General features: G+C 58.9%; 24 protein-coding genes. 2 read left to right on the forward strand and 22 right to left on the reverse strand.

Annotated features, from left to right (window positions below):
- Positions 1-25: 25 nt before the first annotated feature.
- From WMO45_RS03000 to WMO45_RS03075, 16 genes are all read right to left on the reverse strand, one after another.
- The gene (locus WMO45_RS03000) at positions 26-604 is read right to left on the reverse strand and encodes a TerD family protein (protein WP_349139166.1); all 579 of its coding nucleotides are present in this window, start codon (positions 602-604) and stop codon (positions 26-28) included.
- A gap of 38 nt (positions 605-642) precedes the next feature.
- Entirely contained in the window at positions 643-1251 is a 609-nt protein-coding gene (locus WMO45_RS03005; protein WP_349139167.1) for a TerD family protein, read from the reverse strand.
- 30 nt (positions 1252-1281) lie between these two features.
- Positions 1282-1860, reverse strand: coding sequence for a TerD family protein (locus WMO45_RS03010; protein WP_349139168.1), 579 nt, complete (start codon positions 1858-1860; stop codon positions 1282-1284).
- A gap of 96 nt (positions 1861-1956) precedes the next feature.
- The gene (locus WMO45_RS03015) at positions 1957-3027 is read right to left on the reverse strand and encodes a toxic anion resistance protein (RefSeq protein WP_349139169.1); all 1071 of its coding nucleotides are present in this window, start codon (positions 3025-3027) and stop codon (positions 1957-1959) included.
- An 18-nt stretch (positions 3028-3045) separates the two neighbouring features.
- Positions 3046-5382 carry a YceG family protein gene (locus tag WMO45_RS03020; protein ID WP_349139170.1) on the reverse strand — a complete coding sequence of 779 codons (2337 nt, stop codon included), beginning with the start codon at positions 5380-5382 and terminating at the stop codon, positions 3046-3048.
- An 85-nt stretch (positions 5383-5467) separates the two neighbouring features.
- Entirely contained in the window at positions 5468-6298 is an 831-nt protein-coding gene (locus tag WMO45_RS03025; protein ID WP_349139171.1) for an AIM24 family protein, read from the reverse strand.
- A 24-nt stretch (positions 6299-6322) separates the two neighbouring features.
- The gene (locus WMO45_RS03030) at positions 6323-7456 is read right to left on the reverse strand and encodes a TerD family protein (protein WP_349139172.1); all 1134 of its coding nucleotides are present in this window, start codon (positions 7454-7456) and stop codon (positions 6323-6325) included.
- Between the two features lie 196 nt (positions 7457-7652).
- Positions 7653-8057, reverse strand: coding sequence for an ATP synthase F1 subunit epsilon (atpC, locus tag WMO45_RS03035; protein WP_349139173.1), 405 nt, complete (start codon positions 8055-8057; stop codon positions 7653-7655).
- On the reverse strand, positions 8058-9458 hold the full coding sequence (gene atpD, locus WMO45_RS03040) for a F0F1 ATP synthase subunit beta (RefSeq protein WP_349139174.1): 1401 nt from the start codon (positions 9456-9458) through the stop codon (positions 8058-8060). It lies immediately after the preceding gene.
- 68 nt (positions 9459-9526) lie between these two features.
- Positions 9527-10408, reverse strand: coding sequence for an ATP synthase F1 subunit gamma (atpG, locus tag WMO45_RS03045; protein ID WP_349139175.1), 882 nt, complete (start codon positions 10406-10408; stop codon positions 9527-9529).
- Positions 10396-11916: a F0F1 ATP synthase subunit alpha gene (gene atpA, locus WMO45_RS03050; protein WP_349139176.1), complete on the reverse strand. Its 1521-nt coding sequence runs from the start codon at positions 11914-11916 to the stop codon at positions 10396-10398. Before atpA ends, atpG begins: the two co-directional genes overlap by 13 nt.
- Entirely contained in the window at positions 11913-12437 is a 525-nt protein-coding gene (gene atpH / locus WMO45_RS03055) for an ATP synthase F1 subunit delta (protein ID WP_349139177.1), read from the reverse strand. Before atpH ends, atpA begins: the two co-directional genes overlap by 4 nt.
- Positions 12434-12922 carry a F0F1 ATP synthase subunit B gene (gene atpF, locus WMO45_RS03060; protein WP_349139178.1) on the reverse strand — a complete coding sequence of 163 codons (489 nt, stop codon included), beginning with the start codon at positions 12920-12922 and terminating at the stop codon, positions 12434-12436. The genes atpH and atpF overlap by 4 nt, the downstream gene beginning before the upstream one ends.
- 13 nt (positions 12923-12935) lie before the next feature.
- Positions 12936-13154, reverse strand: a complete 219-nt coding sequence (gene atpE, locus WMO45_RS03065) for an ATP synthase F0 subunit C (RefSeq protein WP_349139179.1) — start codon at positions 13152-13154, stop codon at positions 12936-12938.
- Between the two features lie 29 nt (positions 13155-13183).
- Complete coding sequence (locus WMO45_RS03070; protein WP_349139180.1) at positions 13184-13885, reverse strand: F0F1 ATP synthase subunit A; 702 nt, start codon at positions 13883-13885, stop codon at positions 13184-13186.
- 82 nt (positions 13886-13967) lie between these two features.
- The gene (locus WMO45_RS03075; protein WP_349139181.1) at positions 13968-14450 is read right to left on the reverse strand and encodes a DUF2798 domain-containing protein; all 483 of its coding nucleotides are present in this window, start codon (positions 14448-14450) and stop codon (positions 13968-13970) included.
- Positions 14451-14673: 223 nt separating this feature from the next.
- Between WMO45_RS03075 and WMO45_RS03080 the strand changes: the two genes are divergently transcribed.
- Complete coding sequence (locus WMO45_RS03080) at positions 14674-16290, forward strand: ATP-binding protein (RefSeq protein WP_349139182.1); 1617 nt, start codon at positions 14674-14676, stop codon at positions 16288-16290.
- Between the two features lie 15 nt (positions 16291-16305).
- Positions 16306-17001, forward strand: coding sequence for a response regulator (locus WMO45_RS03085; RefSeq protein ID WP_349139333.1), 696 nt, complete (start codon positions 16306-16308; stop codon positions 16999-17001).
- Positions 17002-17045: 44 nt separating this feature from the next.
- Here WMO45_RS03085 and cls read toward each other — a convergent pair whose 3' ends face one another.
- The 6 genes from cls to rapZ form a co-directional block, all read right to left on the reverse strand.
- The gene (cls, locus tag WMO45_RS03090) at positions 17046-18590 is read right to left on the reverse strand and encodes a cardiolipin synthase (RefSeq protein WP_349139183.1); all 1545 of its coding nucleotides are present in this window, start codon (positions 18588-18590) and stop codon (positions 17046-17048) included.
- Positions 18587-22081 carry a DNA polymerase III subunit alpha gene (locus WMO45_RS03095; RefSeq protein WP_349139184.1) on the reverse strand — a complete coding sequence of 1165 codons (3495 nt, stop codon included), beginning with the start codon at positions 22079-22081 and terminating at the stop codon, positions 18587-18589. Before WMO45_RS03095 ends, cls begins: the two co-directional genes overlap by 4 nt.
- A 37-nt stretch (positions 22082-22118) precedes the next feature.
- Positions 22119-22334, reverse strand: a complete 216-nt coding sequence (locus tag WMO45_RS03100) for a hypothetical protein (RefSeq protein ID WP_349139185.1) — start codon at positions 22332-22334, stop codon at positions 22119-22121.
- Between the two features lie 258 nt (positions 22335-22592).
- Complete coding sequence (gene whiA, locus WMO45_RS03105; RefSeq protein ID WP_349139186.1) at positions 22593-23486, reverse strand: DNA-binding protein WhiA; 894 nt, start codon at positions 23484-23486, stop codon at positions 22593-22595.
- Positions 23487-23498: 12 nt separating this feature from the next.
- The gene (locus tag WMO45_RS03110) at positions 23499-24509 is read right to left on the reverse strand and encodes a gluconeogenesis factor YvcK family protein (protein WP_349139187.1); all 1011 of its coding nucleotides are present in this window, start codon (positions 24507-24509) and stop codon (positions 23499-23501) included.
- A 13-nt stretch (positions 24510-24522) separates the two neighbouring features.
- Positions 24523-25383: an RNase adapter RapZ gene (rapZ, locus tag WMO45_RS03115; protein ID WP_349139188.1), complete on the reverse strand. Its 861-nt coding sequence runs from the start codon at positions 25381-25383 to the stop codon at positions 24523-24525.
- Positions 25384-25393 lie beyond the last annotated feature (10 nt).

The following is a 25393-nucleotide window of genomic DNA, read 5'->3' on the forward strand; positions in this document are numbered from 1 at the left end:
GCCCGGGGGCAAGTTTTTAAGAGAATCAGACGTCCAGCCCGTACTGGCGGCACAGGGCTTCCAGTCCGCCATTGAACCCGGAGCCTACCGCGGCAAATTTCCATTCACCGTTGTAGCGGTAGATCTCGGCAAACACAATGGCCGTTTCGGTGGAATAGTCCTCTCCCAGATCATACCGGAGCAGTTCGACCCCGGTCTGCTTGTCCACCAGACGAACGAAAGCATTGGCCACCTGGCCAAAGTTCTGACCACGGGCAGGGGCATCGTAAATGGTGACTGTAATGGCGATCTTCTGCACATAGTCGGGCACTTTGGCAAATTCAATGGTGATGGATTCGTCGTCACCATCGCCTTCACCAGTGCGGTTATCGCCCGAGTGCACCACACTGCCGGCAGGATCCTGCAGGTTATTATAGAAAATGAAGTCGGTATCGTGGGCACATTTTCCGTTGGCATCCAGCAGGAAGATGGATGCATCCAGATCGTAGTCCGCACCGGAATCATACTGCTTGATGTCCCAGCCCAGACCCACCAGTGCCACACTCAGGCCGGGCGCCTCCTTGCTCAGGCTGATCTTCTGTCCCTTGGAAAGATTGATAGGCATATGCATTTCCCCCTTTTCTGCCCCATGCTGCGTGATATTTACATATACCGGCGCACCAGGTCGGAGATGCCGGCATCGTTCCCCGGCTGCCCGATGGCGTTAAACTTCCAGGCGCCGTTATGGCGGTAGATCTCGCCCACGATCATGGAGGTCTTCCCGCCGTAGTCTTCCGTCAGGTTATAGCTGGCAATGGTCTCGCTGGCGCCCTTGTCCACAATGCGGATATAGGCGTGCTCCACCATACCGAAATGCTGCTTGCGGGAGACGCACTCGTAGATGGTGACCACAAATACGATCCGGCTGATATTCTGAGGTACCCGGGTCAGATCCACCAGGATCTGCTCGGAGTCCTCCATACCGCCCATGGTACCGCCCACCAGATTGTCGCCGCAGTGGTGGACACAGCCGGTGGCGTGATCCTTATGATTGAAAAAGATCACATCGTCCTTGTTGGCCACCTTCCCCTGGTCATTCAGCAGAAGCACCGACGCGTCGATATCCACATCTGACTTCTGTTTGAACAGGCCCATCAGTCCGCCCGGCTTTTTGACCTCCTGCCAGCCAAGTCCCACCATAATGTTGGTCAGCTGGGAGCCATCCTTCTTGCTCAGATCGATCTTCTGTCCCTTTTGCAGTGAAATTGCCATACTTGCACCTGCTTTCTCACATTCGTTCGATCAGACATCCAGGCCGTAGTTGCGGCACAGCGCGGCCAAGCCGCCGCTGAAACCGGAGCCCACGGCCGCGAACTTCCACTCCCCGTTGTGACGGTACAGTTCACCCACCACAATGGCGGTCTCTACCGAGTAGTCCTCACCAAGGTCATAGCGGATGAGTTCCTCGTTCTTGGCGGTATCTACGATGCGGATATAGGCATTGGACACCTGGCCAAAATTCTGGCCCCGGGCTTCCGCCTCATGGATGGTAACCGTGAAGGCAACCTTGGCCACATTGGCGGGCACCTTGCTCAGGGTAATATTGACCGACTCATCGTCACCCTCGCCTGCACCGGTGCGGTTGTCGCCGGAATAGACCACGCTGCCGGCCGCATCCTGGGCGTTGTTATAAAAGATGAAATTGGTATCCGTCTCCACCTTTCCCTGCTCGTTGGTCATAAAAACAGAGACGTCCAGGTCGAACTCATGGCCGCCGTCATAGCGGTTGGTGTCCCATCCCAGGCCGGCCATAATGTGGTCCAGACCTGCGTTGCCCTTGGTGAGGTCTACCTTCTGGCCCTTGGAAAGATTAATCGGCATACTGATACACTCCTTTTATAAAACCTTGTTTGTGTGGATAGATAGCTTTTTTCTATTTATTCCAGCTCCCGCCAAGCGGGAACAAAGAACCGCTCCTTACATCCGCAGCCGTGCCTGATACTCCTCTTGGCGGCGGCTGAGCTCCTGGGCGCCTTCCCGCTGGTTCTCCTGCCGCTCCTGCTGGAGTTTTCTCGTTTGATCGATCCCCTCCAGAATGGTCCGGCGGGAGGCGGTCAGCGTATCGGCGGAGACCGTAGACGGCTCCTCCCGGGCCACGCCGGCCAAGGCGGCGGCCGATTGGGCGCTGCGCTCGGCCAGTGCGCCGGTACGCTCCTCCAGCGCCCGCAAAGATTCCCGCTGCAGACGCTGGCGCTTGAGCAGCACCGCCTGGGTCAGTGCCTGCTTGAACACGGGCAACGTCACCAGGAAGGCGGAGTTGAGTTTGCGCATCAAATTGAGGTTGGTGTATTCCATACTCTTGACCATGGGCAGGGCCTGCATGGCCACCACCTCCGCGATGCGCAGATCCTGCACCCGCTGGTCCAGAAGATTACGGGCCTGCTGGACACTGGTGCACTCCATGGCCAGCAGATGGTCGCCCGGGTGGGCGGCAGCCTCCTGCCGCTTCTGCTCCAGGTAGGCATCCACCTGGCGCAGCCCCTCCTCCCCGGCCAGAATATAGCGGACCAGTTCTTTATAGTAGGCCAGATTGGCAGTGAAAATCTCCTCCAGCTGGCGGTTGGTCTGTTCCAGCTCGGCCTCCAACTGCTTGAGCCGGATATAGATCCGGTCTACTTCATCTCCCAGCGTGCGGTAGCGGACCAGCACCTGCTCCACCGTCTCTTTCCCGCCGCCCAGAAGGCGGCCCAGAAAGCCGCGGCGTTCTTCCCCGGCGATCTCGTCCACATCAAACTGCCCCATCAGCGCCGACAGATCCGTCAGCAGAGGCGTAGGATCGCTGGTCCGCCCCATACTGACACTGTGCAGGATGGTATCCGAACAGCGTGAGATCTCCTTGGCTGCATCCGCGCCAAAGGAGAGTATAGTGGACGGATCGTCCAGATAGATCTGGCTGACCAGCCGGTCCAGATCCTGGGAGCCCTCCAGGGAGCGGGCCAGCTCATTGCGTTGGGCACTCAGATCCAGGAGCTCCTGCGGTGTTTCCATGTCTCGCTCCTTTCTGCGTCAGTTCCCGCCGAACAGGCGGCTGAACCATTCGCCCGAACCGCGACGCCCACCCCGCAGACTGGGTACGGTCAGGTCAAAGCGGTATTCCCCTGCGTTGAGGGTCTGAAATGCATCGGGGTTCAGGTGGGCCTCCACATTGCGGTAGCCCGTTGGGGTAAATACGGCGATGTCAAACCCAACCAGGTTGAAAAATCCCAGCAGAATACATTCCGCCAGTGAAAAGACCCGGTCGGTCACATCTACAATCACCACCTTGGGGATGGTGCGGGTAAAATCAAAGCTCTGGATGGTATGCAGGGTGTCCTTGCTCAGTCCCATCAGGGTAGAGAGTACACAGGCGGGCAAGTCACGCCCCCCGTCGGTGATCAGGCCGCAGTCGATCAGCGTCTGCATCTTCTCCAGCATATAGTTTTGCGTATCATCGGGCAGGAATCCGTAGCGGTACTGCTCCGAGCGCTTAAGCGCCACCGGGTCCAGCCGTCCGTTATGGAAAAATGCCCGGGCTTTGGGGATGCTCATCACCGGTGCCGGGTCCACCAGGAAGGGTACGTTGGTAATAAGGTGGGTCTCCGGTGTGATGAGACCCCGGATGGTATCCCAGTAGTCCGACACGTTCCCCTCCACCCCGTTGATTTTGGCGAAGAGGTTGGGCACATGAACGGTGTCCCCCTGGGTCTGAAAGGATGGGCGGAACTGAGCCTCCTCCTTCCAGAGCTGCAGCACCTCGTCATACGTCGTGCGCAGGGTGACTGCCGCCGAGCGGGGAAAGGACCGGGTACGGAACATCCCCACATCGTTGTGGAGCATCTCATCGATCTCCCGGGCGGCGTTGTAGGCCGTTGTAGAGGCCCGCAGCAGCTCCTCCTTCTGGGGAAAAGGCTCTGCAGGAAAGTCCTGCTCCATCACCACCTCGCTCCAGTCGTGGGACAGCGGCGAAGCCTCGAACAGCGTCTGACCAGCCTTTTGGGGGCTGAAGTAGAGCACATCCACACCGCTGTGGGCCACTGCCCACAGCAGTGTTACCGTGGCCTCGTTCACCGGCCCGTAGCAAACCAGAGCGGGGAGCTGCTCCGGATCATATCCTTCAAACAGCGGCTCCAGATACCGCCGCATCCAGCAGGCCAGACGGACCCCGTGGTTGTAAAGACGCACGGAGTTGGTCTCCGCCGCGGATTCCATGGCAAGGGTAAAGGCCCGCTGCGCCAGCAGCTGAGGAACCTTTCCGCAGTTGAGGGCCAGCGCCCCGGCAATAGCGCGGATCAGATGGACCCCAGGCAACGTCTTATCGACTGTCTGGAACCGCTGCACCTCCGCCGGAGTAGGCGGCGGCGCGGCCCCCTCCAGCAGCTTCCACCGCTTGGGAGACTGTTCCAGGGCCCGTCGCAGGCGAAATAGCCGGGTCCGGTAAGCGGACCGTTCATCACCGCCAAAGCAGAGGGCGAACAGGGTATCCATATGCCCGTCCTTCCCCCGGCGGGAGGCCGGCAGGAGCACCGCCTCGGTCACTGCCTGCCCATCTGCCCAACGGTTGATACACAGGGTATTCCCCATTCCCTCCCAGGGCGCGGGTCCCAGAGGCGGAGGTGACGGCCGGGCCTGGGCCGGCCGGGGCTGGGAAGAAACCGTGCGGGACGGTGAGGGCGCCGGGCGAGGAGGAACAGGAGCAGGACGGGGCTGGGCAGGACGGGGCGGAGCGGACCGCGGCTCCGGCGTCAGCAGTTCTCCCTGCCACAAAATGGAACAGCTGCCTTCCGGGTCCTGCTTGCGGTAAGATGCGTCGGAAACCGGATTGGCATATACCACATCACACCCTGCCTGATGCAGCAGGCAGAGCACGTAAAAATCATACTTGGACAACTCCCCTTCAGCCAGAATACAGGGAGGCACATCCCGCAACAGGCCGGTGAGCGCATGTCCAAAGGCCCCCCGGAACCAGCACATGAATTTGATGTATGCGTTGCGGAGCACACCATCATTGGCACCCCGGCTGCGCAGGCGTTCCAGTGTCTGCTCCAGAGCCAGGGCCAGCGCTTCCCGCTGCTCGGGGCGCAGCTGCCCCAGCCACATGGTCATATGTCGGCGGATCAGCGCGCCGCTGAGCACAAACCGCTCCCCTACCAAATCATAAAAGCGGCGGATCTCAGGCTCCGTAGGGTTGGCCACACCGTCCTTCAGATACACACCGTTTCGGTCGGCCAGTGTATGCACTTGTGAAAGAAACCGGGCGCTCTCTCCCGCCGCATCCCGCCCGATGACCCGTAAAAAACACGGCTTAGGCGGCGTTCGTTGACTGACCGGCAGGTAAAAAGCGGAAAAGCAACAGTTCTGGCTCATAAAAAACGGCGCTCCACTTGGTTTATTTTGTTCAAAATAGGCGTGATTTTATTATACACGCTTTGTTCAAAGAACGCAATCCGCTTTACCGAGTGTTGCTGGTGTTCATATCCATGTGCCGTGTACTGACTACTCCGGAATTGATCGTATTGTAGATCTTGATGGAAGGTGCCAGCCACACGCTGCCGGTACCGCGGTAGACATTGACCAACCCTTCGCCGCTGACAGCCGAGCCCAGCAGCGTTTTAGCCGAGCGCTCCACCGTGAACTGAAGGCCTCCGCTGCGCAGCACAGCAAAGTTGCCATCCACTTTAAGCACATCGTTGCTGAGCTCAATGATATCGATCTCACAGGACGGCACGGGACACTCCAGCACCACAAGGCCGGTACCGGACAGAGAGATCTGGAACAGGCCCTCGCCGCCGGCCACTGCCGAGGACACCGTGCGCTGCATGCTGGCTTTCACTGTGACACCGCCCTGGGCACAGTAGAACATCCCCTTATCCACAATGATCTCCTCGTGGTCCAGCTGCAGCAGCAGGAAGTGATTGAACGACGGCTCCAGCACCAGCATACCAGTCCCCCGGTACTCCGGCTGGGCCAGTGCCTCCCCTGTCACCGCGCCGGAAAAAAGCCGGCCCAGCGCATTGCCCGCCGTCACTCCGGAGATCATCTCCAGATTGCCCCGGAAATAACTCATGGCCCCCGGCTCCACCGTCACCATATCATTATCCAAATAGACGGCCACCTGACGGGCGCGGATGTTTTGTTTCTCCATAAAATAGAGATCGGACGCCGCAGCGGTGTTGGTGGAGCCCAGCAGCTTTTGATACTCCATCACCTCAATGCGCATGCCCCCAAAACTGGCCTGATCGACGACCTTTATATGTTCCCTTGATCCAATGGCGCTGAGCATAGAAATGCCTCCTCTTTTCTCTTTTTATTTTCGGCCCGCCACCCAGCGGAACCCGAACCCATAGTGCTGGTCCACCTCACGATGGCCGTTAAAAAACCGTTCTTCCCGTCGAACCTCCAGCCCTCCGTCCCGACCGGTAAGACTGGCCAAGACACAAAACCGCGCATTGCTCCGGGCGTTGTCGATAAGAATCTCAATATCCGGCGCCCCCTCCTGGCTGAGCACCACCCGGGCATTGGTGGACCGCCAGTTGGGCACCCCGTCATAGATATAGGCAAATACGACTGCAAAGTCGATGAGCTCCGGCCGGAAGAAGTCCATATTTTCTCCGTTCAGGGCAGCGCCCGAACGATCATCCCCGTCCAGCCGGATATAGGGCATATCGCTGGCACTGCCAAAGCTTCGGCCCAGCGCCTGGATGACACCCTGTGTGCCATTTTTCAACCGGTACATGCATGCCAAATCCAGATCCACATCGCCCCCCGTTTTAAACAGGCCGGGACGTCCACGGTCCCAGTTCAGATTGACATGGATACGCCCTGCGTTTTTGCTCAGGTCGATTTTGTGGCTCTCACCGCTCTTTTTCAGACTGATCTTGGACAGGTTTACTTTGGGCACAGGCGGAGCCGGTTCGGCAGGACGGACTTCCTCTCCCCCGAAATGGGCCAACAGCGCCGACAGTCCACCGTTAAACCCACTGGCAACCACCGCACACCGCCAAAGCTCCTCCCTGCGGTACAGCTCACAGAGAATGATCGCTTTTTCCTCCTGAAAACCGTCCCCGTCAAAGGTATATTCCGCCTGCTCCCGCTCTCCTTTTATCGTCAGCAGACTCCGGGTCAGTTTCCGCATGGTGACGCCGCCATCCAGCGCAACCGTCACCACCAGTTTCTGTACAAAAGCCGGCAGCCGGTGCAGATCGATGGAAAACTCTGTCGTTCCAGAGCTCTGCGTCATCTCCACCGCTCCTTCGGGGGTGCGCGTCTGATTGTAAAAGACAAAATAGCGGTCATCAGACAGCTTTCCGGCCCCATCCACGCCAAAGCAGGTCACATCTGCTTCTCCTTCGGGCAATGCGGCCGAAACCGAAACACGGAAGCGCCCATCCGGTGCAAGGTCCGTCAGTTTCAGCTTCTGTCCCTTCTGCATCTGTATCATACCGTTGCCCCCTTTACCCCAGCCGTTTCGGCCAAAACTGTTATCATCATACAAGTTTCTTATCAGAAATACAATTTAAATTACATAAATTTCAGAAAGTCTTTAAAATTGTATACATTTGGCTAATACCATCTCTCTGCTTTTTCCAAAACAAAAAGGACAGAAAGCCGATATCTATCGGCTTTCTGTCCTTGGTTCAGCGTCTGGTTTTCAGCCGGGCCATAGCCCGGGCCAGTGCCGCTTTGGAGTGGTAATACTCATGGATGCTCTGCTTCTGACGCAGGCGCTCCTCCGCCCGCTCTTTGGCGGCCTCCGCCCGCTTACGGTCGATCTCCTCCGGGTGCTCAGCAAAACCCACCAGAAGGATCACATAGTCGGGCTTGATCTCAGCAAAGCCGGCGCCCACGGCGGCATGCTCCCACTTGTCATCATTTTTATACCGCAGTTCACCCGGTTCAATGGCGGTGACCACCGGCTCATGGCCGGGGTAAATCCCCATTTCGCCATCCACGGCGGGGAGCACCAGCGCCTCGGCCGGGCCAATGTAAAACTGCCGCTCGGGGGTAATGATCTCCAGGTAAAAGGTACCTGTCTCGGCCATTTACACCGCCCCCATCTTTTTCGCCTTGGTGATAACCTCGTCCACGTTGCCCACGTTGCTGAAGGCGGCCTCGGGGTACTTGTCCAGCTCACCACCCAAAATGGTCTCAAAGGAGCGCAGGGTATCTTCCAGCTTTACATAGCGCCCTTCCAGACCGGTAAACTGCTCGGCCACGGAGAACGGCTGGGAGAAGAACTGCTGAATGCGGCGGGCACGCTCCACGGTGCGCCGGTCGTCCTCCGAAAGTTCCTCCATGCCCAGGATGGCGATGATGTCCTGCAGTTCCCGGTAGCGCTGGAGCAGCTCCTGGGTGCCCCGGGCGATCTTGTAATGCCGCTCGCCCACCACATCGGGCTCCAGGATACGGGAGGTGGACTCCAGGGGGTCCACAGCGGGATAGATGCCCTGCTCCACGATCTTACGGGAGAGGACGGTCGTGGCGTCCAGATGGGCAAACGTGGTGGCAGGGGCAGGGTCGGTCAGGTCGTCTGCGGGGACATAGACGGCCTGCACTGAGGTGATGGCCCCATCCTTGGTGGAGGTGATGCGCTCCTGCAGCGCACCCATCTCATTGGCCAGGGTGGGCTGGTAGCCCACGGCGGAAGGCATACGGCCCATCAGAGCGGAGACCTCAGAGCCAGCCTGGACATAACGGAAGATGTTGTCGATGAACAGCAGCACATTCTGCTTTTCTTTGTCACGGAAATACTCGGCCATGGTCAGTCCGGTGAGGGCCACGCGCATACGGGCTCCGGGGGGCTCGTTCATCTGGCCGAACACCAGGGCAGTTTTCTCAATGACGCCGGACTCCGTCATCTCACGCCACAGGTCGTTGCCCTCACGGGTACGCTCACCTACGCCGGTAAAGATGGAGTAGCCGCCGTGCTCAGTTGCGATGTTGTGGATCAGCTCCTGGATCAGCACCGTTTTGCCCACGCCGGCGCCGCCGAACAGGCCGATCTTGCCGCCCTTGGCATAGGGAGCCAGCAGGTCAATGACCTTGATGCCGGTCTCAAAGATATCCACCACAGGGCGCTGATTCTCAAAGGCAGGGGGCTGGCGGTGGATGGACCACTTCTCGCTGGCCTTCACCGGCCCCTTCTCATCAATAGCGTCACCCAGGACGTTGAACATGCGCCCCAGCACACCCTCGCCCACGGGGACGGAGATGGGCGCGCCGGTGGCGGTGACGCTCATGCCGCGGCCCAGTCCCTCGCTGGGGGAGAGCATGATGCACCGCACCGTGTCCCCGCCCACATGCTGGGCCACTTCCATGACCTGGCGTTTCCCGTTCAGTTCCACCTCAAGGGCTTCCTTGATTTCAGGCAGGCTGCCGTTTGAAAACGCCACGTCTACGACAGGTCCCATGACCTGTACAATGGTTCCCTGATTCTCACTCATAATATCGTATCCCCTTTCGGGCGTTCACTCTCACATTTCATATCCGGGCGGTACATGCGCCCCGGGTCTCACAGCGCCGCCTGAGCGCCGCCCACCACCTCGGTGATTTCCTGCGTGATGGCGCTCTGCCGGGCGCGGTTATAGGACAAATTCAGACTCTGGAGCATGCTCCGGGCATTGTCGCTGGAGGATTTCATAGCCGTCATGCGGGCGTTCTGCTCCGAGCAGTAGGACTCCACCAGGGCACCGAACAGGTCGCCCTTCAGATATCCAGGTACCAGGCGGTCCATGACCGCCTTGACCGAGGGGACATACGTTACGTCCCGGTTATATTTATCGCGGTTTTTTTCATATTCCGGAAATACATCCGGGTCCAGAGGCAGCAGCTTGTGGACGGTGGGCTCCATCTGGAAGGAGGTCACCATCTTGGTAAAGAGGACATATACCTCATCCAGCTGTCCTGTCATATAGAGGTCGATCATCTGTTCACCGATATCCCGGGCCCGGGCCACGGTGGGGTTCTGGGCTGTATAGAGAAATTCTCCATCGATGGGAATCCCGTGTTCCTGGAAGTAGGAGCGCCCCACTTGTCCCACCACAAACAGGCTTGGATTGGCCGTCTTGGCCAGCTTTTGCTCGGCCAGCTTCAGGATGTTATGGTTGTATGCACCAGCTAGTCCCTTGTCGCCCGTAATGACGATATAGCCCACCTTACGTTTTTCCGCGGGGATACCCTCCCGCTTGTCAAAAAAGCGGTGCTCGATCTGAGGAGAGTGGTGCAGGATATCGGAGATGGTGACCTCGATCTTCTGGAAATAGGGCTCCACATCATTGAGCTGCTTGCGCGCCTTGCGCAGGTTGGAGGAGGAGATCAGATACATGGCGTTGGTGATTTTCAGCGTCTGCTCCACGCTCTTGATGTGGGTGCGGATCTCTTTTATGCTTGCCATGTGGCACTCACCCGCTTTTTGGCATCCTCCAGCGCCGAGCGAATGGTCTCAATGGCGGGACCGCTCAGGTTGCCGGTGGACTCGATCTCAGATACCACGTCGCTGTGTTCGTTCTCCATCTCCTGGGCAAAGTCCAGCAGGAAGCCGCGCACCTTGTCCAGGGGCACGTCGTCCACCAGACCGTTGGTAGCAGCATACAGGATGATGGCCTGCCGGCTTACCGGCATGGGGTGGTACAGCGGCTGCTTCAGCAGCTCCAGCAGACGGCGGCCGTGGTCCAACGCCTGCTGGGTGGCCGGGTCCAGATCGGATGCAAACTGGGTAAAGACCTCCAGCTCCCGGAAGCGGGCCAGATCGATCCGCAGGGTACCGGCAGTCTTCTTAATGGCCCGTGTCTGGGCGGAGCCGCCCACACGGGAGACCGACAGGCCCACATTGACGGCGGGCCGCTGGCCGGCGAAGAACAGGTCGTTCTCCAGGTAGATCTGACCATCTGTGATGGAAATGACATTGGTTGGGATGTAGGCTGACACGTCGCCGGCCTGGGTCTCAATAATGGGCAGAGCGGTCATAGAGCCGCCGCCATACTCCTTGGTCAGGCGGCAGGCCCGCTCCAGCAGACGGGAGTGCAGATAAAACACGTCGCCGGGATAGGCCTCGCGGCCGGGAGAACGCTTGAGCAGCAGAGACAGGGTCCGGTAAGCCACTGCGTGCTTGCTCAGATCATCGTACACGATGAGCACATCCTTGCCGCGGCTCATGAAATATTCGCCCATGGCTGCGCCGGAGTAGGGTGCGATGTACTGCAGGGGGGCAGACTCACTGGCGGTGGAGGAAACGATGATGGAGTAGTCCATGGCCCCGTGCTTCTTCAGGGTATCCTGAATACGGGCCACCGTGCTGGCCTTCTGACCAATGGCCACGTAGATGCAGATCACGTCCTGCCCCTTCTGGTTGAGAATGGTATCCACGGCAATGGCGGTCTTGCCGGTTTGCCGGTCGCCGATGATGAGCTCACGCTGGCCACGCCCGATGGGCACCATGGCATCAATGGCCAGGATGCCGGTCTGCAGAGGAACATTGACCGGCTCGCGGCTGACCACACCGCTGGCCTCGTGCTCAATGGGCCGTGTCTCCGTGGCGTTGATGGGGCCCAGGCCGTCAATGGGCTGGCCCAATACGTTTACTACCCGACCGACGAGTCCGTCGCCCACCGGCACATCGGCTGCGCGGCCGGTACGGCGCACCAGCGTCCCTTCCTTGACCCCGGCATCGCTGCCCAGCAGCACCACGCCCACGCTGTCCCGAGCCAGATTCATTACCATGCCCTTAACACCGGTATCCAACTCCACCAGCTCGCCGTATACCGCTTTGTCCAAGCCATAGACCGTGGCGATACCGTCACCCACCTCCAGGACAGTACCGGTCTCATCCCGTCGCACGCGGGTATCATATCCCTGGATCTCCTCCCGCAGGATGGAGACGATCTCTTCCGGTTTGCTGTTCATGCCATTCGCCTCTCTTCCAATTGCCGGCCCAGGCCGGAGAGCGCCCCTCGGACACTCTTGTCATACCGCACGCCCTCGATCTCCAGCGTAAAGCCGCCCAGCAGAGACGGGTCGGTGCGGATCTCAAAAATCACATCCTGCTTGTGGTGGAGCCGGCACAAAGCACGGCGGAGCTTATCCAGCTCCGCCGCATCCGGCGCCCGTACACAGCTCAGGCGGCAACGGGCCATTCCCTTCTGCCGGAGCACCTCTTCATTAAAGGCTTCCAGAATCTCGGGCAGCAGGGTCATACGCCCTTTCTCCGCCAGCAGACGGTAAAAATTCAGCAGCAGTCCATGGCCGTCCAGAACCGGCAGACGGGCCAGGACCCGCGCCTTCTCCTGCCCCTGGATCGCGGGCGAACAAAGTGTCTGCCACAGCGTGGTATCGTCCATGAGAACGTGGGCAGTTTGCTCCAGTGTCTGCTCATCTGGACAGACGGAATAAAGCGCCAGAGCATAGCGGCGCGCCAGTTCGCTCATGCCTGCTCACCTACTTCCGAAAGAAAAGACTCCACCAGGTCCCGGTCGTCCGCGCTATCCATGGATTTCTGCGCTACCTTAGCCGCAGCCAGCAAGGCCAGAGAGGCCACTTCCTCCCGGGCGCCGCGGAGCATGTTCTCCCGCTCCGTGGCAATCTGGGCCTGCGCTTCACTGTGCACACGCTTGGCGTCGGTCTCAGCGTCGGCAAGCTTGGCCTCATAAACCCGCTGGCCCCGGTTCTGGGCCTCGGCTACGATGCGGGCGGCCTCCTGATGGGCGTCGGTGAGCTTGGCCTCATATTCGCTGCGCAGCTCCTCGGCCTGGCGGCTGTTGCGCTCGGCTGAATCCAGTTCCTCTTTCACCAGCGCAGCCCGCTGCTCCAGCACGGCGTTGACCCGGCCAAAAAGAAGCTTGCGCAGGATCACATAGAGTACCAGCAGATTGATGATGGTAAATACAATGGTGGAAGGTTCAAATTCCAGCATGGGGGACGCCCCCTTAACCAACGAAAATCACAAGCAGCGCGGTGATAAAGCCAAAGATGGCGGTACCTTCCGCCAGAGCACAGCCCATCAGCAGTGCGCTGTTGATCTTACCGGCCGCCTCCGGCTGGCGGGCAATGGCCTCGCTGGCCTTACCGGTGGCAAACCCAATTCCGATACCGGCGCCGATGCCGGTGAAAACCGCAATACCCGCAGCAATGATTCCCAGTGTCATAATGAATTCCTCCTAAAACTAACAGTGGTTTACGCTTCCTCTTTGATCCCTTCACCAGTAAACAGCGTGGTGAGGAACACAAAGACGACGGTCTGGATCACTCCATCAAACAGGTCGAAGTAGAGACTGAACACGGCCGGCAGCACCACCGGCACCAGCAGCTTGACCATCTCCATAATGATGAAGGCGCCCAGAATATTGCCGAACAGACGCATACACAGCGCCAGAGGCCGTATGGCGATCTCCATCAGGTTGATGGGCACAAGCAGCGGCATGGGTTCGGCGAACTTCTTCATTCCACCCAGAAGTCCGTTATAGCGGAACTGGGCCCCATAGATGAGCAGCATGCTCAGGATGGCCAGAGCGGCCGTCACGCTCACGTCTTTGGTAGGGGGTGTCAACCCAAAGATACCGATCAGGTTACACAGCCCGATGTACAGCGCCACCGTACCCAGCCAGGGAGCAAAGGGCCGCCAGTGGGCACCGATGTTTTCCTTGACAAAGCCGTTGAGAAACTGCACGGCGCTCTCCAGCACGATCTGAGCCTTGCCGGGATTGCGCACACTGAGTTTCCTGGTCAGCAGCAGTGACAGCACCACCAGTATGACCATGACGATCCAGCTGACCACCACCGACTCCCCCACCGGGATACCGCCCAGCACTGGAAGGGTGAACGCGGTCTTGTTCCCAAGCTCACTCACCAGGGATTCCTTGAATGCACCCAAACACATCACCTCGTTTTCGCGTGGGCTATCTTACGCCTGCGAAGAGAATTTGGGAATCCTTTTGAAAGTAAAAAAACTATTGAAACTCTCAGGCAAGCACCTTCCCCTCAGGGAAGGCGGTGCGGAACACCTTGCGCACCAGCGGGCCAGCAATCAGCAGCTGGAAGGGCAGGGCCATGATAAAATTCCGGGGAATATTGATCAGCCAGTGTACCGGCACACTTGCCCATGCGCCGGTATGGAACGCGCCCTCACAGGCGCCGTACAACGACATGATGATCACCATGGGCACCACCATGCAGCAGGACACACAGATCACCTTCTTCAGCGGCGTATCCTGGGGCTTGACCAGAAAACGGAAGGCAAAGCCTTTGGCCAGCTTGGACACCAGAAACCAGTCGCAGCACATGGCAAACACATAGGCTACCGGGAATCCCAGCCAGCCAGCCTGGAATACTGCCAGGCTGAGGCCGCCCTGCTGGATCGCCACATTATAAAAACTCATCCACAGCACCATGACAAAACACATCAGTACCGTGTAAATCAAACTCTCTCGCTTATTCTGAGGCATCGTATGCTTCTCCTTTCTCTCTTCCCCTCTTGATTTCCGGACACGGCCGAAGGGGAACGGTGGTTATTATACCCCATGGTTTTCCATCCTCGTAATTGTGGGTTTTTCTGAATCTCGGCCTTTAGGGGCAAACATTTCTTCTCCAACCTGACGGAACGTCCGTTGATTTGACAGGATGAGAAAAATTTTTTATACTGATATTATTCGAAGGAGGTGTATCGCTATGCCCGCACAGGTCAAGCGTTCCATCCGTGCCCAGCTGATGTGGATGAATCTGATCATCGTCACGGTCTCAGTGGCTCTTTCCCTGGCCGGAACCCTCTATCTTACCCTGCGGGGCGAGCAGGAGTCGCTGGATAAAAACCTGATCAACTCCGCCTGCATCCTCTCTCAGGTGCCGCTGGTGCGGGATGCCCTGACCGGCTCCGCCTCCTTTGAGGAACTGGCTGACTTTCTGGACGCGGCTACCACCCACACCTCCGATATCGATCTTATCCTGGTGGGCGATCTGAACGCCCGCCTCTGTTATGCCCCCGACCGTACTCTCATCGGCAGTCAGTACACCGGAACCGCCCAGGCTGGTGCGCTGGCTGGAATCCCTCCCTATACCTCCAATGAAACCGGCCCCATGGGCTCAGACCACTCAGCCTATGCCCCCATTCTGGACACCAATGGAGACGTCATCGGCTTTGTGATCGTAGGGATCTATCTGCGCAGCATGACCCAGGTGGCCGTAACTACCGCCCTGCGCCTGATCCTCATGGGTGCGTTGGCCGCAGTTCTGGGTTCCCTGCTGGCGCTGCGCCTGTCCCGGCGCATCAAGCAGTCCCTGCTGGGCTATGAGCCTGATGCGCTGGCCAAACGGTTCCACCAGCGGGAGGACATTCTGGATGCACTGGAGGAAGGCATTCTGGCCATTGACCGGGACAGCAAGATCATCTTTCTCAATTCCTCTGCCGCTCAGATGCTCTCTCTGGACCAGGATACCTGTCTCAATCAGCCGCTGCATGCGGTCTATCCCCGCTCTACTCTGGATCGCATCCTGCGCACTGGTAAGGCGGAATACAATGTGAGCATGCGCTCACTGAAGCACGTACATGTACTGGCCGACCGTTTGCCCGTGTATGAAAACGGCCGTCTGGCCGGCGCGGTAAGCATTTTCCGGAACCGCACGGAGGTCACCCGCCTGGCCGATGACCTTACAGGGGTACGGCACATGGTGGATGCCATGCGGTCCTATACTCACGAATTCATGAACAAACTCCACGTGATCCTGGGTCTGTTGCAGATCGGCCAGCCAGACCGCGCCCAGCAGTACATTATGGACACCACCCGCATCCAGCAGGAGGCGGTGGGGCGCATCATGAACCAGATCAAGGAGCCGTCAGTGGCTGCTCTGCTGGTGGGAAAAACCAGCAGAGCCAACGAACTGGGCGTACGACTCACCCTGGATCGTGAGAGCGCCCTGAGTGAAGGGGCTGACTGGCTGCCTGCCGACGCCTACGTGACCATCCTAGGTAATCTCATCGAAAACGCCATCGAGGAACTCAGCCGCTCTCCTCGCAGCAACAAGGAGGTCACCGTCAGCATCCGCGAGGATGGCGAGAATCTGCTTTTGTGTGTGGAGGATACCGGGCCTGGTATTTCCGGTGATCTGAAGGGTCAGCTGTTCCAGCGCGGCGCTTCCACAAAGGGAAAGGGCCGGGGCACCGGATTATCCTTGGTCCAAGAGATCGTTGAGGCTTACCACGGCGAGATCCGCGTAGAGTCAGAGTCAGGTGTGGGCACCTCTTTTTTCATCAGTTTTCGCCGGGAAACGGCCCCGGCTATCAAGGAGTGATTTTGGTTGTATCAAGTGGTCATCGTGGAGGACGATCCCATGGTCGCCCTGCTGGACCGGACCTTTGCGGAAAAAGATACCCGTTTTCAGGTGATCCAGTCTTTTCAAAATGGACAGAGCGCGCTGGATTGGCTTTTGGAACATCAGGCAGACCTGCTGATTCTGGATGTGTACATGCCTCAGCTGACCGGATTGGAACTGCTCCATGCCCTGCGTGCGGAAGGGGTCCAGCTGGACGCTATCATGGTCACCGCCGCCAACGACGTACAAACGGTAGATGCACTGCTCAAGCTGGGTGTGGTGGACTATCTGGTCAAACCATTTACCGTGGAGCGGTTCCAGCAGGCACTGGACGCCTTTTGCCGACATCGGGCCGCCATGGCAGGCAGTGCCGTGGATCAGGATACATTGGATCGGCTCTTTCCCGCCTCCAGTCTCACTGGAGAGCACACCCCGCCCAAAGGGATGCAGGAGGCTACGCTGGAACGGATCCGCAGCTGTCTGCGTACCGCGCCGGAACAGGGCCTGCCCAGCGAGACCCTTTCCCGCCAAACTGGGCTGTCGGTGGTGACGGTACGGCGTTATGTGAGCTATCTGGTGGAACACGGCGAAGCGGCCAGCACTGTCAATTACGATACCGGCGGGCGGCCCTGTCGCCTGTATCACGCCACACAATTCATCCATCCGCCTGCACCGCAGGCAAATGAATAACCGGAGGGGCGCCCGACTGAGTCGGGCGCCCCTCCGGTTCATTTTTACAGCAGCGGAGCCATGACGCGCAGGATGGAGCGAAACAGCCGTCGGGCCCAGGAATGGTCCAGGCACTGCTCCAGTGTAATGGGCAGGCACTTCTCCTGGGTGGCCAGAAAATCCGCCTTGACCGCCAGTACGCTGGGGTCATGGCACAGCCATACCGCATCCTCGAAATGCAAAAACATGCTGCGGTAATCCAGATTGATGGATCCCACCACCGCATAGAGGTCATCCACCACCATGTTTTTGGCGTGGACAAAGCCAGGCACATACTCAAAGATCTTTACCCCCGCCTCCAGCAGCGACTCATAGTGGGCGCGGGTCAGTTCGAATACCAGGGGCTTGTCCGGGATATGAGGCGTCATGATACGAACATCCACTCCGGATTTGGCTGCATTGCACAGCGCAGTATTCACGCTGTCGCTGATGATAAGATAAGGCGTCATGGCATAGATATAATGTTTGGCCTTGCTGATGAGGTTCAGATACACGGTCTCCCCCACCGCTTCCTCATCCAGGGGGTTGTCCGCATAGGGCTGGACATAATGATCTGATCCCAGTGCCGCCTCAGGCGGCAAACGTTCCGGCCGGAAACTGCTGTAATCTTCTTCCACGTCCCGGATATATTCCCACATGGTAAGAAACATTACCGTCATGCTCCATACGGCCTCTCCTTTGAGCAGAATGGCGCTGTCCTTCCAGTGTCCAAAGCGGATGGTACGGTTGATATATTCGTCGGCCAGGTTGATGCCGCCGGTAAAAGCCGTGTGCCCATCGATAATGCAGAACTTCCGGTGATCCCGGTTGTTCATGCGAATGGAGATAATGGGCTTAAACCGGTTAAAAAAGCAGCAAGGAATGCCGGTCTCCCGCTCAAACTTCTTTGCGTAGTTCATAGGCAGTGTATTCAGCGACCCCACATCATCATAGATGACCCGCACATCCACTCCTGCGGCATGCCGCTCTTTCAGGATTTCCACGATGGAGTCCCAAAACACACCGGGCCCAATAATGAAATATTCCAGGAAAATGTAGTGCTGTGCCTTCCGCAGTTCCTCCAGCATAACAGGGAATACGTCGTCCCCCAGAGCAAAATACTGCGTATAGGTGTTGCGGTACACCGGGCAGCGGGCATATTGCTCCAGGTAGCGGGCCTGGTTGACCGCATCGGCACCAAATCGCTTGAGTTCATCGGCCTTGAAGTCCCGTTCCAGTTGTTCCAGCATGGTACGGTCCATTCCCTGCATCTTCCGCCGCTTGCGGGCCGAGAGCTTGTTGCCGCCGCAGAGCAGATAGACCAGCCAGCCAAACGCCGGGAAAAGCAGAATGGGGATGATCCAGGCGATTTTGTACCCCGGGTCGGTCTGGCGGCTGACGATAACCAGAACAGCCAACAGAGATAATACCACACAGCCCCAGTAGGCATAGATAAAATCGCTGGAAAACCACAGCATATAGAGCAGCAGCACCGCAGCCTGTAGCGCAATGAGCAGCGCCACGATCACCCGCCGCTGAAAGAGAATCGATGCCAGTTTTTTAATGTTCATGCGTTTGCCTTTCCCTGACGAACTACCACATTTTCCGTTCCCAAAAGCTCCTCCAGTTCCCGGATGAGCGCACGGTGTACCAGACAGACTGTCCCCAGTCGTTTCCCTGTATCTTCGCATTTGACCACCAGCTGTTCCGTACCCGGAAACATGGTGAGTACCAGCTTGATTTTGGCCCATCTGGGATCGTCCAGGCTTGGGATACGGATATAGAGTTTGCGGATAGCTGCCTCCTCCACAGCAGGTGTGCCGGCATCCTTTACCTGGTCCAGCGGTCGGATCCGGTCACACATAAGCTGGGGAGATTTTTCATCCCGCACGGAGATGCGCCCCTCAGCCAGGATGGGCATGCCCTCCTTCAAATAGGGCCCGGCCTCCCCCAGCACTCGGGCAAAAACCAGCATCTCCATCGAGGCTGTGTCATCCTCCAGGGTGACATAGGCCATCAGCGTGTTGTTCCGTGTGGTCTTGGTCCGGGCGGTGGCCACCACACCGGCAATCGTCACCCGCTGTTCGTCTTTGTAGGTCGTGGGCCCTCCCTCTTGATCAAAATCGCTCAGAATGCTCCCGATCGGGGCGACCCGATATTGCTTTACCAAATCCCGATATTCATCCATAGGGTGACCGGTGAGATAGAGCCCGGTGGTCTCCTTCTCCATGGTCATCAGCTCCCGGCGGGAAAACTCCGGGATGGGCTTCAGATGGAGCTCCGGTGCGCTTTGGGGATCGTCTCCCCCGCCGCCGAAGAGGTCAAACTGTCCCTCCAGATTCTTCCTCCGGGTCTGGGCTATGGAGTCCACCACCTGCTCATAGGCATCCAGCAACTGGGAGCGGAAAGCCCCCATACTGTCAAAGGCGCCGCACTTGATGAGGCTCTCCAGCACCCGCTTGTTGAGGTCCGCCTCAAACATCCGCTGGCAGAAATCCGGGAAGGAGACAAAGGGCCCGCTCCGCTGCCGCTCTGCCAGCACCGCATTGATAAAGCCCCGGCCCACTCCCTTTACAGCCACCAATCCGAACCGGATGTTCTCTCCCGAGACGGTGAAGTCTGCCCCTGACTCGTTGATATCCGGGGGCAGCAATGTGATACCGCAGTCCCGGCACTCGGCGATATACTCCGCTACCTTTTCGCTGGAATCCAGTACCGAGGTGAGCAGAGCCGCCATATATTCTTTTGTATAGTGACACTTGAACCAGGCGGTGTGATAGGCCACGATGGCATAGCTCACCGCGTGGGCCTTGTTGAATGCGTACTGTGCAAAGGCCTCGATCTCATCATAGATGTCCTCGGCGGTCTGCTGAGGGATCCCGTTGGCGGTACAGCCCACGATTCCCCGCTCCGGGTCGCCGTGGACGAAGGTCTGCCGCTCCTTCTCGATCTGGGCCTTTTTCTTTTTGGAAATGGCCCGGCGCACCATGTCGGCCTGTCCCATGGTATACCCCGCCAGGCGGCGGAAGATCTCAATGACCTGCTCCTGATAGACGATGCAGCCGTAGGTCACCGACAGGATGGGCTCCAGGGACGGATGCTTATACTTCACCTTGTCCGGATTATGCTTGCAGGCAATGAACCGGGGAATGGATTCCATGGGCCCCGGCCGGTAGAGGGCGATAATAGCGGTGATATCCTCGATGTTGTGGGGTTTCAGGCCCACGCACACACCGGTCATGCCCGCAGACTCCATCTGAAACACGCCAGAGGTCCTGCCGTCGGACAGCATCTGGAACACCTCCGGATCGCCGTCCGGGATATCCGCCAGGGTAAAACCGGGACGGCTCTTCCGGACCAGCTTCACGGTGTCGTCCAAAATGGTCAAGTTCCGCAGGCCCAGGAAGTCCATTTTCAGCAGCCCAAGCTCTTCCAAAGTCGTCATCACGTACTGGGTGACCACCGATTCGTCATTTTTCGCCAGGGGCACATAGTCCACCACCGGCCGGCGGGTGATGACCACCCCGGCGGCGTGAGTGGAGGCGTGGCGGGGCATGCCTTCGATGGCCTTGGCGGTGTCGATGAGGCGCCTGATCCGCTCATCCCCCTCATAGGCCTCCCGCAGAGGTTTGGAGAGCTTCAGTGCCTCATCCAGCGTGATATGGAGAGCGCCAGGCCCGCTTGGCACCTGCTTGGCCACCGCATCCACGTCGGCATAGGGGATGTTCAACGCCCGGCCCACGTCCCGGATGGCGCCCCGGGCGGCCATGGTACCAAAGGTGACAATCTGGGCCACGTGATCCTCGCCGTACTTGCGCTGGACATACTCAATGACCTCCTGCCGGCGGCGGATGCAGAAGTCGATGTCGATATCAGGCATGGTGACCCGCTCCGGGTTCAGGAATCGTTCAAAGTACAGGGAGTATTTCATCGGGTCCACATCGGTGATAGCCATACAATAGGCCACCATGGAGCCCGCCGCCGAGCCACGGCCGGGGCCCACCGGGATGCCCTGGCTTTTGGCATAGCCGATAAAATCGGAGACGATGAGGAAGTAATCAACGAACCCCATCTGCCGGATGACCCCCATCTCATAGTTCAGCCGGTCCTTAAAACCCGCCGGATCATCGGGATAGCGGCGGGCGTACCCCTCCTCGCACAGCTTTTGGAAATAGGCGTCCCCGTCGGTGTACCCCTCCGGCAGTTTGAATTCCGGCAGGTGGTAGGTGCCGAACTGGAAGTCCATGTTGCACAGGTCGGCAATCTTGACGGTGTTGGCCACCGCCTCCGGATAGTCCGGAAAGAGAGCGGCCATCTCCTCGGTGGACTTGACATAGAGTTCGCGGGTCTCCATCTTCAGGCGGTTGGGATCATCCACCGTCTTGCCCATCTGGATGCACATAAGGGTGTCCTGCATTTCGGCATCCTCCCGACGGAGGTAATGGGCATCGTTGGTCACCACCAAGGGGATGCCGGTCTCCTGATGAATGCGGATGAGTCCCTGATTCACCGCCGGGTCGTTGGGCAGGTTGTGGTCCTGAAGCTCCAGGTAGTAGCCATCCTCCCCAAACAGCTCCCGCATCTCCAGCGCCGCAGCCTTGGCCCCTTCGTAGTCCCCGGCCAGGATGCGCCGGGGCACCTCGCCCGACTGGCAAGCCGACAGGGCGATCAGCCCCCCCGCATGCTGGCGCAGCAGCTGCTTGTCGATGCGGGGTTTGATGTAGAACCCCTCGGTAAAGGCGGCTGAATCCAGAAAGCACAGGTTACGATACCCCTCCTCATTGCGGCAGAGGAGGATGAGATGGTTCATGGCCGCATCCAGCTCATGGACCCGGTCGGTGCGGCCCCGGGGGGCCACATAGACCTCGCAGCCAATGATGGGCTTGATCCCCTCGGCCTTGCATGCCTTATAGAAGTCCACCACACCGTACATCACACCGTGGTCGGTAATGGCCACGGCGCTCTGGCCCAGCTCCTTCACCCGCTTAACCAGCAGCGGGATACGGCAGGCTCCGTCCAGCAGAGAAAATTCGGTATGCACATGCAGGTGGACAAATGACATTTGAGTTCCTCCTTATTCTTCCAAACATCGGACCGGCTCAGACCGCTTTCCTGCTTTGCCCAGTCAGGCAGGTGTACAAAAAACGCAGCACCACCCGGTCCCGCCCCACCAGCGGTCCCGCCAGGTGGGCCAGAGAAAGGCACACCGCGCCCCAGAACACCAGCACGGGCCCCACCGGCAATCCCGCCCCCAAGGCAACCACAAACAGGACCGCCGCTACCCAGGTCAGATACTGCCTCGGCAGGCGAGCCATTGTAAAGTGTCCTTGGATGACAGATCCTGCGGCACTAGGTTTTGCCGTTCCGCACCATTGCCAGAGCATGGAGGGGTTTTTGCTAAGTCTGGATCGCCGAAGCACTCCAACTGTAAAGCAGTTTGCCTTTTCATGCCTGAACATGAGCCGAGGTAGGGCATCGGCATGACAAGGGGCCGGCGTCGCCCCGTTTTCCAGGGCTTTCAGGGCCTCTTCCGGAGACAAGCTGCATTCGAACCGCATCTCATCTGCTCCCTTCTAGCGTCTGGCCAGTTCCATCAATTTACGCAGCCGGTGGTTGAACGCAGATTTGCTCACCGGCGGATCGCACAGCTCGGCCAGCTGGGAGAGGGTAAGCTCCGGATGGGCCACCCGCAGATCCACCGCCTCCTTGAGCTTGTCGGGCAGCTCTTCCAGCATGCCTCGCGCCTCCAGCTGATAGATGGCTTCGATCTGGCCTTGAGCGGCGTCCACCGCCTTATCCAGGTTGGCCGCGTCACAGTTGACCCGGCGGTTGATGCTCCCCCGCAGGTCCTTTTCCGCCTTGGCATTCATGATCTGCATGGCCGCCAGCGGGGCGCCAATGGCGGTGAGAAAATCCTCGATGGCCTCGCTCTGTTTAAAGTAGGTGACGGAGTTGGACTTCCGGGTGGTCTCCTTGGGGGTAAATCCCGCCTCCAGCAGCAGGGCGCGCAGCTCCCGGCTGACGCTCAAATGGGGGGTGGCCAACTCCAAATGATAACGCTTGGCGGGGTCGGTGACCGAGCCGCCGGCCAGGAAGGCCCCACGGAAAAACGCGGTGCGGCAGTGTTCCTCCTCCAGCACCGCGAAATTGATATGGTGGGCCAGAGTCTCGGCCGGGTCATGGCCGAAGGCCGTCCACAGCGCCGAAAGCTTGTCCCCATCACGGATGGCAAAGGTCCGCTTGCCCGCCCCCGTCACAGGGAGGCGGTCAAAGGCAATCTGGAACGCCTTCTGGAACAGGGCGGGCAGTCGGGCGGCAAAGTCGGGCGACTCGGTGGTAATGCGCACCTCCCGCCCTGTAAACTGATTGCAGTAAAGCAGCACACCGTAGGCTTCCGCCTGGGCGCAGCAGCGGCGTGAGAGGGCCGCACGGCACAACTCCGCCTTGACGTCAGATGAAAAGGACACTTCCCTTCCTCCTCAGAAGATCTTGGTATGGGCCCGCTCCCGGTAGAGTTCCATGACAGCGTTCGCCAGGCGGGTATAAGAGTGGCGGGCATAGTCGAGGGTCTCAGAGGCCAGCGGCCGGGTGACCACCTCCACCCCCAGCGCCTCGATCTCCGCTCGGTCCACTACAATAGGGGCGGCGTCCTCTTCCCGGTAGCGCTCCACCAGTCCGGGCCGTACCGGCGCGGAATTACACAGGCAGATGTCCACCAGACCGGGGCCGGAGTGGCGCAGCAACGCTTTCACGTGGTCGGAGGCCGTCATATTCTCGGTCTCCCCATCCTGGGTCATGATATTACAGATGTAGATCTTCAGCGCCTTGGAGGCACACACCGCCTCCGAGATTCCATCTACCAGCAGATTGGGGATCACGCTGGTATAGAGACTTCCAGGGCCCAGCAGGATGAGCTCCGCCTCTCCGATGGCGCGTATCGCCTCCGGCAGTGCCTGGGGATGCTCGGGCAACAGGCGCACGCTCTCGATACGGCAGTCCTGTGCTTTCTTGAAATCGCTGATCTTGGACTCTCCCAGTACCCGGGTACCATTTTCAAATTTGGCCTCCAGCGCCACATCGGCATTGGTCACAGGCAACACCCGGCCGCTGATGGCCAACACCTCGCTCATCCGGGCCACAGCTTGATCAAATGAATCAGAGATACCATTTAGGGCAGCCAGAATGAGATTGCCGAAAGACTGACCGGTCAAATTACCCGAGCCAGCTGGAAAACGGTAGGTCAACAACTGCTGCATGACTGGCTCGGCGTTGGCCAAGGCCTCCATACAGTGGCGAATGTCCCCCGGCGGGGGCATGCCCAGATCCTGCCGCAGCACACCAGAGCCGCCTCCGTCATCGGCTACCGTGACGATGGCTGTCAGGTCCTTGGTACGGCTCTTCAAGCCGCGCAGCATAGTGGACAGCCCCGTGCCGCCGCCAATGGCCACAACCTTGGGGCCCTGTTCCCAGGTTCGATTGCTTTGCGCCATTCTTTTTCCCCCCTCAGGATCGGGTCATGTCCCGGTGGTTCTCTGTGGCCTGGAATCCTTTACGCCGGATGAAATCAGCCAGAGCCCGAGTGATGGCCACCGACCGGTGCTGACCTCCAGTACACCCAATGGCAATGACCAGCGCGGTCTTTCCCTCCTCTACGTATTGCGGCAGCAGAAATCCGATGAGTCCCTCCAGGTAACTCATGAAGTCCTTGGTTTGCTGATAGCCGAATACAAAATCATAGACCCCGGCATCCAGTCCGGTCTGATGGCGCAGCTCGGCTATGTAATAGGGATTGGGCAGAAAGCGCACGTCAAACACCAGGTCGGCCTCAATCGGAATACCGTACTTAAAGCCGAAGGAGATGACGTTAACGCTCATGGCCGGGGTATCAGACCCGGTACCGAACAGGCGCAGTACCTCCCCCCGCAGCTTGGCGGTGGAGAGCGCAGAGGTATCAATGATGTATTCCGCCCGCTTGCGCACCGGCGCCAGCACGGTGCGTTCACTGTGCACAGCCTCGTCCAACGAGCGGGTGGAACCGGCCAGCGGATGGATGCGCCGGGTTTCCTTATAGCGCTTAATGATGGTCTCCACGCTGGCCTCCACAAAGAGGATCTTGTACGCGCATCCCATCTCATGCAGGTCATTGAGGGCGGCAAACAACCCGTCAAAGGTCTGCCCGCCCCGGATGTCCGTCACCAGTGCCACCCGGTCGTACCGACCTGGATTGGCCATGCACAGCTCGGCAAATTTGGGGATCAGCGGGGCGGGCATATTGTCCACCACGTAGAATCCGATGTCCTCCAAAAACGAGGCGACTTTACTCTTTCCAGCTCCAGACAGACCCGATATCAGGATGAATTCCATGTTTCTTCAC

Origin of the sequence: Flavonifractor hominis (assembly GCF_040095835.1) — a bacterium.
GTDB lineage: Bacteria > Bacillota > Clostridia > Oscillospirales > Oscillospiraceae > Flavonifractor > Flavonifractor hominis.